This window comes from Enterococcus sp. 2STP, from assembly GCF_032465635.1.
GTDB classification, from domain to species: Bacteria; Bacillota; Bacilli; order Lactobacillales; family Enterococcaceae; genus Enterococcus_B; species Enterococcus_B lactis.
This window is the reverse complement of record NZ_JAWDJH010000007.1, coordinates 14217-27503: the sequence shown is the minus strand read 5'-3', so window position 1 is coordinate 27503 and position 13287 is coordinate 14217. Positions and strand designations below refer to the sequence as shown.

Here is a 13287-nt window from a genome sequence, read left to right as displayed (position 1 = left end):
TCAGTATATAAAAACTAGTTTCGTTTGCTTCACTGTCAGAAATTCTCCTTCGCTTCTTTTAGATTATATAAGGTATCTCTAAAGTCCTTTTAGTTGCCAAAATTTAATAACAAATAAAGTATAATGATTATAGCTTCTCTAATTTCACTTAATTTAATTGTAGACATTATTTTTAAATAACAAACATAATCATTAAAAAAGTTTTTGTCATATCCTCAAGTACTTGTTCTAGCTTCCAGTATATGTTTCTATTTTTATCTTATTTTTTTATTTAAACTAAAAGACGTAATTTCAAATGAAAATTTATTGAATAAAGATTCCATTATTATAGTGCCCACAACGAAACCAGCAGCATTTGCAATAATATCCCCTACATCAAATATTCCTAAATGAAAAACATATTGTGCTGTTTCAATTAACCAGATACCCAAAACCACTATGCCTAGATGTTTTTTATTTAATGATAGTATCCAGCCTAATGGTATAAACATGATTATATTCAGCATCACGATTATCGCATCCCCATTGATAAAATCAGAAAGAAATGATAAAGGATTGGATTCTAGTCCTCTTATTCCAATGTTTTTTAAAAAGAGCAGATAAATTAATATTAAAAAATAAAGAATATAAAATCCAATGATTACTTCCTTATAAATTTTCTTTGTAAAAAAACTTAGTAAAAAAATATAGAGAAAAAAAGTAATAATTATTATTTGGATAAATGGAATCCAAAAATCAACATCTCCACTAGGAGGAAAAATAGAGAGTGAGTAAAAATAAAGATATTTCATGTAAAACCATCTGGAAAACAAAAACGATAAACATAGTAATGAAACATTTAAAAATAACAATTTTATTTTAATTTTTATGCTATTAATAGTAGAATTCTCCTTTCAAATTTGTTTCTATTATTATAACAAAAAAACATAAAGGAGCTATACTATGAAAAATATATGAAAAAAACTATCGCTCGCATTTTTAATACTAAGTTTTTTTTCTGCAACAGTTGTAAACGCTGCTACCGCTATGACATATAGTGGGACTGGTATTTGGTCATGGAGATCTGTCAACAGTGGTCTACTTCAACTACACGTTCGTATACTGTTAGGCATAATCTAACTAGACGGAGTGCTGGAGCATCTACTGTGTTGAATGTTGCTATTGCACGGCAGAATCTGATAGGCTCAACTATAGTTTCTTCTAGGAATTTTTCTGGAACTAGCAACGGTACTTTCACAAGTTCATTAACTTCTGGCACGTATTTTCTTCGATTTGAAAGTAATGAGCGGGCCAAAACATTTGACATAAATGGAAGTGTCACGTATTAATATTCTATCTCCTTAAAAAAATTCTATAAATGACCAGTAAAAGTACAATTGGCCGTTCATTTTACTGGTTATTTCTAATGTTTTCTAAATAGATACTCATTATTTATGGTAATTTTTGATTGGTATTTTTTTATAGGAACTAATAAAGTTAAAATGGATTAATCTATAAAGAAAATTATTGAAGGAAAGACTGTTGACAAAGAAAAACTAAGTGTGACAATATACGCGAAATTCTAATTGTTAAATAAAAAGCAAAAAATTCAAATTTTTTTTTAAGCCAAAATAAAAAAACGTTGATTTATCAACGTTTTTTACAGTATCTATTAGTCTCAACCATACATATATGGAGACGGCGGGAGTCGAACCCGCGTCCAAACACATCGCCACTTAAAAATCTACGTTCATAGTCAACTCATTTGAGGTTTCGCTTTACAGCTTGCCGAGTGACAGGCATTCTGTATCGCTAGTCTGATATTCTCTTTTTCAACTTACAGACGGAAAGTTGAAACGTATCCCACTAAAGTTAGGACCCTTACTCGAGCACATGGGCGATGCCGAGAGGATCTACGCTAACTGTTTTTAGGCAGCTAAAGCGTAAGAGTTGTTTTCGTTTTTAGCAGTTATATTTAACTGTAACGTTTTTACGTAGACGTAACCTACGAAACGCAATTCAAGCTCGACTGTGCCTGTCGAATCCGTAACGTCCCCGTTAGCTAACAAGGGTTACGTGTATTTTTCATACAAAATCAGTATAGCACATCTTGGGATAAATTCAATAAAAAAGCGGATGATACTCCATTATTTATATAAAAACTGTCCCTTTCTTAAGAAAAAATAAGTGATTTTTTAAGAAAGGGTCCAGTTTCGAAAAAATATCCTTAAATCAGATCAAAATGCTTCAATGCGTGGACAATCCCGCCTTCTGTATTTTTCTTTGTAATGAAAGTAGAAAGCTCTTTTAATCCATCATAGGCATTGCCCATAGCGATTTTGTTGTCGCAAGCTTCCAACAAGGCAAAATCATTCGGACCATCGCCAAATCCAAAAGTAGGAACTTCTTCTAATTGAAGTTCTTTCTTCAGTCGTTTGACACCTGCGCCTTTTGAGATTCCTTTCTTCACTGTATCAATCGAGTAAGGACCATTCCGATAAAAAGTTAGCTCAGGAAAATGTTCATGATAGTATTCGTCACCCGATTGAGATAAGATAAGTAACATATTTACTGTATTGTCTTTAAAGCCTAGAGGATCTATTTCCGGCACATCTGAATGGATAAAGTCATAAGCATCGATCATTGTTTGGCTATGACCGGTACACCAGATTTTCTGGTCGTTATAGTAAGAAAGTTCGTGCCCATTCAACTGTACATGATCATACATTTTTTGACATTCTTCTGAAGAAAATGTCTGAGAGTAGATTTCTTCACCGTTTACTCGAATGAAAGAACCATTCATGGTGACTGCAGAAGTAATGCCCGCATCTTCCATGATCGAGTGGATTTCTGCTTCTGTACGTCCTGTGGCGATGACGGGAAGAACGTTGTTTTCTTTTAATGCGTTCATAGCTTTTGCCACTTCGGGTGTGATTTTTGACTTCCCATCTAGTAATGTTCCATCAAGATCAAAGAAAGTGATTGCACGATAATTTGACACAAATAAAACTCCTTTTTTATTGGAATAAGTTTATCTTAACAAAGAATGAACAAAAGACAAACCTTTCGTGAAGAATTCCTGAACATATTGGTTCAGTCAACAATATAGAGTATACTATAAGAAGAGAATTTAGGAGGGAAAGAATGATTTTTTTCAGTATTGGTATCTTATTCTTAATAATTGGCAGTCTTTTTCGGATTCTGCCCTCAAAAGGAAACCTGCCTTTTTATGGGTACCATTCGCCTCTTGCCGCAAAAACAGACGCTCATTGGCGACTAGCACAAAAGACAAGCGGGAACTGGTTTTTCCTTATGGGCTTACTGATGACATTGATCGGTTATTATTTAAAGATATCTGGACATACGAATTATTTTTTGATCGAAATGCTATTATTGGTATTTCCAATTATGCCCATTTTTATTATGACAGAAAAAAAATTACAGAGATATGACCTGGAAACTGGAGGGAACGATAATGAATATTTTAATGATTGAAGATAATCAATCTGTTTCTGAAATGATGCAGATGTTTTTCTTAAATGAAGGTTGGGAAGCAACCTTCAAATATGATGGAAAAGAAGGGCTCGACGCCTTTTTAGAAAACCCCCAACATTGGGACATGATCACATTGGACTTGAATTTGCCTACAATGGACGGCATGCTAGTAGGAAGAGAGATCCGCAAAGTTTCAAGCACAGTGCCGATTATCATGCTGACAGCTAGAGATTCTGAAAGTGATCAGGTGATCGGATTAGAGATGGGGGCAGATGATTATGTGACGAAACCTTTCAGTCCGCTGACGCTTATTGCTCGAATGAAAGCTTTACATCGCCGTAGCGAGTTGGCAGAAGCAAGAGAAGAAGCAGCGGTTTCAGATGACCATTTTGATATTGAGACCAGTCATTTCAAGATGAATACGAAAACACGAGAAGCATATCTGGACAATCGGCCCATCGAAGGCTTGACGCCTAAAGAATTCGATCTATTGTTTACTTTAGCAAAAAAACCACGACAAGTATTTTCTCGGGAACAGTTGCTTGAACTAGTCTGGGATTACCAGTATTTTGGTGATGAACGGACAGTAGATGCCCATATCAAGAAATTGCGTCAAAAAATTGAAAAGGTCGGACCACAAGTTATCCAAACTGTTTGGGGAGTCGGCTACAAATTTGATGATTCTGGTGTTGCCTAATGCGTTATTTGTATCAGCAACTCTTAGCTTTTTGCGGAATGGTCGCGTTGATCTTATTGATCGTCGGAGTTTCTTTTACGCAACTGACAAAACAGACGATTGAAGAAAACAATTATCAGCAACTGTTTGGATATGCTGAATCAGTTGAAAAGACAACGCAAACCTATGCCGATACACTTCCGCAGTTTAGTCAAGATCAGGCATTTCAAAATGCATTGCTGCTGACGGAGCAAGTACTGACAGAACAAAATGTGAATTTTATATTCATCGACAAAAATGAACGTGTCATTTATCCGACCAATACAGCATTGCTGAACTTTACCTTAACAACGGATCAATGGAAAAATCTGAGGAGTGGGCGTCAAGAGAAATTCACATCAAATAAAAACATTTTAGGGCAAGCACAGGCGACCTCTTACGCACTTGTACCATTCAATTTGAATCATGAATTCTATGGAGCACTTGTAGTCAGTCAACCTGCGCGAAATATCGATAACAGTGTTCGTCCAATTACACTGAACCTGTTCAAAGGTTTCATTTTTTCCAGTATTGTGGCGGTCATTGCCAGTTATGCTTTTGCAGCATTCCAAGTCAAGCGGATCAATCGTTTAAGGAATGCGACGAAAGAAGTGACGAATGGCAATTTTGATGTACAGCTTCCCGTACATGATAAAGATGAATTTGATGAGTTAGCAGATGATTTCAATAAAATGACGAATTCACTGAAAGAATCTCAAGCAGAAATCGAAGAACAAGAAAATCGTCGAAGACAATTCATGGCAGATGCTTCCCATGAGATGAGAACACCTCTTACGACAATCAACGGTCTTCTGGAAGGGTTGGAATACAATGCAATCCCTGAGAATCAGCGAGAAAACGCGATTAAATTGATGAAGAATGAAACAGAGCGTCTGATCCGTTTAGTAAATGAAAATTTGGATTATGAAAAAATCCGTACGAATCAAATCAGTATGGTCATTAAAAAATTCAATGGTACAGAAACATTGAGGAATATTGTTGCCCAGTTAGAAGCTAAAGCAGAGGCAGCAGGGGATACGTTGACTCTGAAAGCCGATGATGATATCGATGTTTACGCGGATTATGACCGTTTTGTCCAAATCATGGTCAATATTATTCAAAACGCGATACAATTTACCGAAAACGGCCAAATCATGGTCACCCTGGAAAAAGGCTACCTTGAAACGATCATCACGATCGAAGATACGGGAATTGGAATGTCTGAACAACAAATGAAAAGTATATGGGATCGCTATTATAAAGTAGATCCTTCAAGAAAAAATACAAAATATGGTGAATCAGGATTAGGTTTACCAATCGTGCAGCAGCTTGTTCGCCTGCATAAAGGAAAATTAGAAGTAGAAAGCGAACTAGGAAAAGGAACGAAATTCACTGTTCGTTTGCCTGACGTAGAAATCAAAGAAGAGTAAAAAAACAAGTGATATAAAAGATCATGGATCGATCTTCTATATCGCTTGTTTTCTTATAATAAAAGGACTGATTTAACCCGCAGGCTCTAAACGATCAATGTAAGGACTTTGGGCAATAGTAGCGTCATGCGTAAAGAGTAAGATACCTTGATTTTCTTCATGAGCTAAATAAGAAAGCAAGTGGAGCAGTTCTTGAATCTCCAATATGCTAAGTTCATCAAATGTATCTTCAATAACAATATTGTTTCGTTTGGAAAGCAACGCATGAAGCAATTGAAGCTTTACTTTCTCAAAAGGCGTAAGCTCAGTCGCCGCACAATTAAGTAACGAAGAAGAGATATCAAGTTTTTCTTGATAGGCTAAACGATCTTGTTTGATTCCCTTTTCTGGTAAATCTAACAGCACATGGTCTTTGAGCTTTAGGTAAGGAAACATTGGCCAATCTTTTTGAACGATGGCGAAATTTTCCAGATTAGCAACTAGAACTTCTTTTTTTAAATGTTCCAATATCTTATCCTGTTTTTCGAGGGGACACAAGATAACGGTCAAATGGTCAGCGTTAATCAAATATTCAGGTTTCATTACGTTTAGACCTCCTGCTTTGCAAGTGATGGATAAAAAAAGTGAATGGCAATAGGCTGAGAATCAGACAGCACCCGCTAAGTCCAACAAGTGTTTGGGCAAAGCCTCTAAGAATATCTGTGAAAAACAGATCATTTTGAAAATCGATAGTAAAGAAAGTCTGCTGATCCATCGGAATCGTAAGTCCGCTTACTGAAGTCAAGATATCACGGATATCTGGCAGCTCAGCAGTCTTTAAGACAAGAAAATTGATCCTTTGAAGCAGTGTTTCATAAACCGACTGGAAGCTGACGATCCACAATAAAACCAAGATACAACAAAGAAAGAGAGGAAAGAACAGCTGCCAAAAAATAAAAAGGAACAGTTTGGCTTTAGAAAGACCAGTCAGGCGCCAATTCATCAATTCTTGCTGGTTTTGCCTGAGTGAATAGTAAAAGAAAAAGATAAAAAAGAAGGCAAATAGAAAAAATAAACTGAATATGCCTTTTAGATAAAATCGGCTAGCTAATTCTAAAGCCGGAAGAAGCTCCGTAGATGCAGAAGCACCGATAAATGAAAGCCGATCTTGGACTTGATTCGCTAAAGCCGATTGCAAATGGTAGAGAGTCAGGCATGCTATCAATAAAAAAGCAGAAAAGCTTGAAAATAAACAATAGAGTATTGTCTGCTTTTTGTAATAAATTAATCGAGCAGTAGCATAGCGGATCATTTTCATACTTTTCACCTCTATAAAAAGTATAAAAAATGAATATGAATAAAGTATGAAATTCCTTTAGTAAAATCACGAATTAAAACCAAAATCAGGAAACCTCTTGCTTTTTGCAAGAGGTTGTGAAAAAAGGAGCTGCGACAAGATGTTTGTCGCAGCTCCTTTCAGATTTGTTTTATCATTCGGAAGAACCTGTGGTCGTTCCGTGAAGTTCTTGATACGTTTGTGTTTTATAAAGATCAACAGTTGATTGTCCGTTGTGTTGACTAAAGACACTAGTTGATTTGTCACCAAGAGATTTTTCAGCTTCTTTTAATTTTTCTAAGCCATTCTTGTAGTCATACTCACTGGTATCAATTGGGTCTAACCCACTGTTCGTATAGAACCGAAGAAGATCACCGTTATTGATTTGATCAGAAACAGCTAACTGTTTATCAACTTTTTCTTTGTGTGAATCAATTTCATTCTGTACTTCCTCAGTAGGTTCAGTAATGGCTTCACCAGTTTCGTTACTGTAGATGGTACCACCGTAGTAAGTATATTTTGGAGTAACAAAATCGCCATCACGGAAAGAAACAAGCTGTTCATGATCTTTCGAGAATAGATCTTGTCCTAACTGAATATAATTTTTTGTATCTACACCTAGTAAATGGAGAAGTGTAGGCAAAGCATCAACTTGGCCGCCATAAGTGTGATTGATCCCGCCCTGTGTTTGTCCAGGAATATGGATCATATAAGGGACACGCTGCATTTGTGCATTGTCATAATTTGTCCAAGTAGAACTTGTTTTTCCAACTAGTTCAGCTAGATTTTTATTTCTAGAATTCGAGACACCATAATGGTCACCGTAAAGAACGATAACTGAATTATCATACAAGCCGCTTTCTTTCAAATAGTTGAAGAATTCTTGTACGGCAGTGTCTAAATAATTGGCTGTCGCGAAGTAACCGTTAATCGTCTCATCGTTTGTATTGGCTAACGGGAATCCAGCTTCGTCATTGGTGAATTTCGAATAAGGATAATGGTTAGATACAGCAATGAATTTTGAATAAAATGGTTGTTGCAGACGTTCCAAGTATTGTACAGATTGTTGGAAAAATGGTTTATCATGCAAACCGTATTGGAACGAATTGTCATCATTAACGTCATAATAAGAAGAATCGAAGAAATAATCATATCCTAAATTCTTATAGGTCTCGTTTCGATTCCAGAATGTGCCGGCGTTCCCATGAAACACGGCACTCGTGTAGCCTTCTGTTTGACTTAAAATATCAGGTGCAGCTTGGAAAGTATTTTTTCCGCCTAATTGTGTGAACAAGGAGCCTTGATTCAAGCCAAACAATGAATTTTCCATCAGCGTTTCCGCATCACTTGTTTTTCCTGCTTTTACTTGATGGAAAAAGTTGTCAAAACTGAACGTGCTGTTGCTGTGATAAAGACTATTGATGAAAGGTGTAACTTCATGTTGGACACCATTCTCATCTGTCAATTTATAATCGATCAAGAATTGTTGGAAGCTTTCTAAATGGATATAAATCACATTTTTTCCTTTAGCAAGTCCAAACAAATCATCATTTGGTGCTGCGTAATGTTCTTTTACATAATTTTCTACTTCTTTCATATCATTGGGGCTTGCTTCTGCCCGCACTTGGTTTGTCTGGTAAGTTTGAACGCCGTCGTAAACCATGAAAGCATTCAAGCCAAGATATTTAACCAAATAATCCCGAGAGAATGTACGAGTCAATAATTCTGGACGATCAGCTTCCGCCATAAAAAGATTTCCTGAGAAAATCATAACGGCTAATGTAGAGATCGCAAAAGCCATTCTTGCTCGAATCGGACGAGGGTCCAACTTGATTTTTTTGGCGATCAGTAGAACAGTCAAGATAATGAAATCGATCCAATAGATCACGTCATATGGGCGAAACAGTCGAATGGCACTTTCTCCCAGACCACTTGCTACTTTCCCAGCACCTAAAATCGTGTTGATCGTAATGAAGTCCGTGAATTCTCGATAATAAGTGACATTCGAAAAAACAAGCAATGTCAAAAGAAAATAAATGACCATCATCGTGATATAAGCAACTCTAGGGCGTCTGATATAAAGAGCAATTCCAAGTAATAACAGTGTAGTTGCAATAGGATTGATAAACAAGATAAAGTATTGAATGCCACTTTCAATTCCGAGATGGAAATCGACCAAATAGGCAAAAATCGTTTTCAACCAAAGTAAAACGACTAGTAAAGAAAAAAATCCGAGCCTCTTATTCAAAAAGGCAGGTGTTTTTATATATTTCAAGATAATCTTCCTTTCTGCACTTCTTAATCACAGAAGTGTCATGAAACCATGTTACACAGCTCACTTATTCTCATTTATTTTACTAGTATGACAATATAGTGTCAATTGAAACCAGAACTTTGTGCTGTTTCATTAAGTTTTTCTTTAAGCTTGATGAAAAAGGAGCAGTAAGACAAGACCTATGTTTTTTGTTATACTTGAGAAGAGAAAGCTAAAGCAGGTGAAGGAATGAAAGTACAAGTAAAAAAAAGAGCAAGCAGTCGATTGAAAAAAGGATATCCACTGATCCAAAAAGAAGACCTTGCACATCCCCAAAAAGAAACCACGCAATGGGTGGAATTAGTTGATCCGCAAAACCAATTTATCGCAAAAGGATATCTAGGAAAGCAGAATAAAGGGATCGGTTGGGTATTGAGCCAGCAGGATATCCCATTTGATCAATCATTTTTTGAAGAACTTTTTGTGAAGTCAAAAGAAAAAAGAACTTTCTTTTTTTCAGATGATTCTACTACCGCTTTTCGTATATTCAATGGAGAAGGAGACGGAATCGGCGGTCTGATTATTGATTATTATGCAGGTTATGCTGTTTTTTCTTGGTATAACGAGACGTTATATACACATCGTGAATTATTGATTCAAGCTTTTCGTGAAATCTATCCGGAAATCATCGGCGGATATGAGAAAATTCGTTTTGAATCAGTGAATCTGCCTGAGAGCCAGTTCATTTACGGAAAAGAGGCACCGGAGCCCTTGGTCGTAAAAGAAAACGGAGTAAAATTTGCCGTTTATTTGAATGAAGGATTGATGACTGGTATCTTTCTAGACCAAAAAGAAGTACGGGGATCATTAGCAGAAGGTTTCGCTTCTGGGAAAACAGTTTTGAATATGTTTAGTTATACCGGCGCCTTTTCTGTTGCTGCCGCAATGGGAGGGGCAATCGAAACGACAAGTGTCGATCTAGCAAAACGCAGTTTGAAAAAAACACAGGAACAGTTTGAAGTGAATGGCCTGGATGTCGATCAGCAAAAAATCATTGTTATGGACGTATTCGAGTACTTCAAATACGCAAAAAGAAAACAATTTTTATATGACATGATTGTATTGGATCCACCAAGTTTTGCCAGAAACAAGAAAAAAGTCTTTCGCGTAGCAAAAGATTATGGGGAACTGATCAAGGATAGTCTGGATATTTTAGCAGAAGATGGGATACTTATTGCGTCTACAAATGCTGCGAATGTCTCGATCGAACAATTCCAAACAATGATCGAAGAGGAATTCCATGCCAAGAATGTTTCTTTTGAACAACTTGCTTTATATCGTCTGCCAAAAGATTTCCAGACGACGGATACCTTTTTAGAAGGCAATTATCTGAAAGTGTTTGTTTATCAAATTAAAAATAACCATTAGAAGGAGCGATGCAGAGTGGTTCGGATAAAGGGATTGAATATAGGAAGCGGTAGACCAAAGATTTGTGCGCCTCTTATCGGAGCCGTCCGAGAAGAAGTATTACGTGAAGCAGTTCTTGCACGTGAAGCAGGGGCCGACTTAGTAGAATGGCGAGTCGATCATTATCGTAAGGTTTTTTCTTTTGATGAAGTTGCAGAAACATTGGTTCTTATCCATGAGATGCTTGATGGATTGCCGTTATTATTTACGTTCCGTACCTTAGCTGAAGGCGGAGAACAAGACATATCGATCCGTCAGTATCGCGATCTTTATGAACATGTGATACACACTGGATTAGTAGATATGGTCGATATCGAGTTGTTCAAAGTTGAAAGTTTAGGGAAAGGACTGATAGAGGAAATCAAATCTTTAGATATCCCTTTGATCATCAGTAGTCATGATTTTAAAGAAACACCAGCTGACCCTGTCTTGCTTTACCGACTGAATGTCATGGAACATTTTGGCGCTGATATCGGAAAGTTGGCAGTGACTCCCAACAATGAACGAGATGTTTTGCGGTTGATGGAGTTGACTAGACGGGCAAATGCTTTTGTCTCCATGCCTATCATTACGATGTCTATGGGCGATCTGGGGAAAATTTCTCGTCTGGCTGGCGGAACTACAGGATCCGTCATGACGTTTGGTTCCTTAAGCAGTGATTCTGTTTCTGCTCCAGGACAATTACCGGTCAAAGCATTGAAGCAAATTATCCAATTATTAAATGAACCGTTGTAGAACAAGTTTGAGGTGATATTTTTTGGCAAAGAAAAAAATAGTAAAAACGAATGCGATCCGTATGGTCGAACAAAAAAAGATTCCCTATACAGAACACGAATATGAATGGGACGAAAACCACCTAAGTGCGTCCTCTGTCGCCGAACAGCTCCCAGAGAGCCAATCTCGTATATTTAAAACACTGGTTGCTGTGGGCAATGTGACGGGGCCTCTTGTTGCTGTGATACCAGGAGAAGCCGAATTGAATCTAAAAAAATTAGCAAAAGTTTCAGGGAATAAAAAAGTAGAAATGCTTCATTTGAAAGATTTGGAAGCAACGACCGGATACATACGTGGTGGTTGCTCGCCTATAGGAATGAAAAAACTATTTCCTACTTATTTAGATCAAATCGCAGAAAACTATGATCAAATCATTGTATCAGCTGGCAGAAGAGGGCTGCAGATGGAATTAGCTCCTCAAGATATCTGTGCATTAACGAGCGGACAATTTGCAGATATAAAACAATAAATCATACGTATAAAAGAAAGAAGGAGGCCGGGATGTTGTTTGCCCAGTCTCCTTCTTTCTTTTTTATACATTATGCTCTTTGCCCAGCATTCATTCCTGCTACATGTCCTGTAGCGAAAGCCGCTGTGATATTAAAGCCGCCAGTATAACCATTGACATCCAGTAATTCTCCGGCAAAATACAGACCATCAATGATTTTACTCTCCAACGTTTTAGGATGAATTTCCTTTAGAGAAACCCCTCCGCCAGTTACAAATGATTTCTCAATAGGAAAAGTCTTGTTGATTGATAGCTTAAACTCTTTGCATAATTGAACGAAATCTTGAATTTGTTTTTGAGAGGCTTGTTGTCCTGTTAGGCTGTCCATTTCAAGCCGCTCAAGAAAGAAAACCAACAATCGCTCAGGTAATAGACCGTGCCAAGCATTTACTAAGTTCTTTTTGGTGGCTTTACTTTTTTCTGTCAATAAATGAATAAGCTCTTGTTTGGTTTGTGTAGGGAAACAATCCAGAGAAAGCGTCACTGGTTCTCCCGTTTTCTCTAATTCTTTATTGACAAAACTTGAACAACGCAGTGCAGCCGGACCAGAAATACCGAAATGGGTGAAAAGCAAATCCATCGTATGTTCAGTCAATACACGGCCTTTTTTATTTAGAACACGTAAAGTGATGTCCTGTAAAGAAAGCCCTTGAAGTGTTTTCTCTTGAATATACGGTTCATCCGATATCAAAGGGGACTCTGTCGCATAAAGAGGCGTCACCGTGTGACCTACTCGCTTCACGATCTTGTACCCATCTCCAGTAGAACCAGTAGAGGGATAAGTCCGACCACCAGTCGTTAAGATAACGGCAGGAGCATGGAACTCTTCGAATTCCGTGCGTATACCGTAAATTTTATGTTCTTTGTGGATCAATTTCTCTACTCGAGTAGAGAATAGGATCGTCACATCTAGTTCTTTCAGACGATTAAGTAATGCTTCGATAATCGTTTTTGATTTATTTGTCACAGGAAACATCCGTCCATGATCCTCTTCTTTTAAATGTACGCCTTGTGATTCAAAGAAGTTCATGATATCGAAATTATTCCATTGCGCAAATGTACTATATAAAAACTTTCCATTTCCAGGAATATGTGCGATTAAATCATCAACAGGACGATTATTCGTGACGTTGCACCGACCACCACCTGTCATCAGTAGTTTTTTCCCTGCTTTTTTGTTTTTTTCAATCAAAAGTACGCGTGCGCCTTGTTCAGCTGCACTGATCGCTGCCATCATCCCGCTTGTTCCAGCGCCGACTACGATCACATCATACAGTTTTTCCATTCCCTCACCTCAAGGAAAGTGTAGCATATTTGAAGAAAGAAAACAGAAAAAAATGTTTTGAGCCA

12 protein-coding genes and 1 other RNA gene are annotated in these 13287 nt (G+C 37.2%); 6 read left to right on the top strand and 7 right to left on the bottom strand.

Annotated elements, in window-relative coordinates:
• Positions 1-254: 254 nt before the first annotated feature.
• The 3 genes from RWU19_RS01510 to RWU19_RS01500 form a co-directional block, all read right to left on the bottom strand.
• Complete coding sequence (locus RWU19_RS01510; protein WP_316032180.1) at positions 255-791, bottom strand: VanZ family protein; 537 nt, start codon at positions 789-791, stop codon at positions 255-257.
• 878 nt (positions 792-1669) lie between these two features.
• Positions 1670-2036: a transfer-messenger RNA gene (gene ssrA / locus RWU19_RS01505) on the bottom strand.
• Between the two features lie 170 nt (positions 2037-2206).
• Positions 2207-2980, bottom strand: coding sequence for a Cof-type HAD-IIB family hydrolase (locus tag RWU19_RS01500; protein ID WP_081186009.1), 774 nt, complete (start codon positions 2978-2980; stop codon positions 2207-2209).
• Between the two features lie 143 nt (positions 2981-3123).
• Here RWU19_RS01500 and RWU19_RS01495 point away from each other — a divergent pair, with 143 nt between their 5' ends.
• From RWU19_RS01495 to RWU19_RS01485, 3 genes are read left to right on the top strand one after another with little or no spacing between them, the layout of a single operon-like run.
• Positions 3124-3474, top strand: a complete 351-nt coding sequence (locus RWU19_RS01495) for an SdpI family protein (RefSeq protein ID WP_002308810.1) — start codon at positions 3124-3126, stop codon at positions 3472-3474.
• Positions 3455-4171: a response regulator transcription factor gene (locus tag RWU19_RS01490; protein WP_002290404.1), complete on the top strand. Its 717-nt coding sequence runs from the start codon at positions 3455-3457 to the stop codon at positions 4169-4171. Before RWU19_RS01495 ends, RWU19_RS01490 begins: the two co-directional genes overlap by 20 nt.
• Positions 4171-5619 (top strand): sensor histidine kinase, encoded by a 1449-nt coding sequence (locus tag RWU19_RS01485; protein ID WP_002290405.1) that lies wholly within the window; start codon positions 4171-4173, stop codon positions 5617-5619. The genes RWU19_RS01490 and RWU19_RS01485 overlap by 1 nt, the downstream gene beginning before the upstream one ends.
• Before the next feature lie 72 nt (positions 5620-5691).
• On the opposite strand, the gene RWU19_RS01480 is transcribed toward RWU19_RS01485, so the two are convergent.
• From RWU19_RS01480 to RWU19_RS01470, 3 genes are all read right to left on the bottom strand, one after another.
• Positions 5692-6201 carry a hypothetical protein gene (locus RWU19_RS01480; RefSeq protein WP_002308814.1) on the bottom strand — a complete coding sequence of 170 codons (510 nt, stop codon included), beginning with the start codon at positions 6199-6201 and terminating at the stop codon, positions 5692-5694.
• A complete protein-coding gene (locus RWU19_RS01475; protein ID WP_002290407.1) occupies positions 6191-6916 on the bottom strand; it encodes an FtsX-like permease family protein in 726 nt (241 codons plus the stop codon). The genes RWU19_RS01480 and RWU19_RS01475 overlap by 11 nt, the downstream gene beginning before the upstream one ends.
• Before the next feature lie 172 nt (positions 6917-7088).
• Positions 7089-9209: an LTA synthase family protein gene (locus tag RWU19_RS01470; RefSeq protein WP_316002565.1), complete on the bottom strand. Its 2121-nt coding sequence runs from the start codon at positions 9207-9209 to the stop codon at positions 7089-7091.
• A 228-nt stretch (positions 9210-9437) separates the two neighbouring features.
• Between RWU19_RS01470 and RWU19_RS01465 the strand changes: the two genes are divergently transcribed.
• From RWU19_RS01465 to ybaK, 3 genes are read left to right on the top strand one after another with little or no spacing between them, the layout of a single operon-like run.
• Complete coding sequence (locus tag RWU19_RS01465) at positions 9438-10616, top strand: class I SAM-dependent rRNA methyltransferase (protein WP_002335832.1); 1179 nt, start codon at positions 9438-9440, stop codon at positions 10614-10616.
• Between the two features lie 15 nt (positions 10617-10631).
• Entirely contained in the window at positions 10632-11390 is a 759-nt protein-coding gene (gene aroD / locus RWU19_RS01460; RefSeq protein ID WP_002290410.1) for a type I 3-dehydroquinate dehydratase, read from the top strand.
• A gap of 22 nt (positions 11391-11412) precedes the next feature.
• Positions 11413-11898 carry a Cys-tRNA(Pro) deacylase gene (ybaK, locus tag RWU19_RS01455; protein ID WP_002290411.1) on the top strand — a complete coding sequence of 162 codons (486 nt, stop codon included), beginning with the start codon at positions 11413-11415 and terminating at the stop codon, positions 11896-11898.
• A gap of 70 nt (positions 11899-11968) precedes the next feature.
• Here the strand turns inward: ybaK and RWU19_RS01450 are convergent, their stop codons facing one another.
• Positions 11969-13222 carry an NAD(P)/FAD-dependent oxidoreductase gene (locus RWU19_RS01450; protein WP_002335831.1) on the bottom strand — a complete coding sequence of 418 codons (1254 nt, stop codon included), beginning with the start codon at positions 13220-13222 and terminating at the stop codon, positions 11969-11971.
• Positions 13223-13287 lie beyond the last annotated feature (65 nt).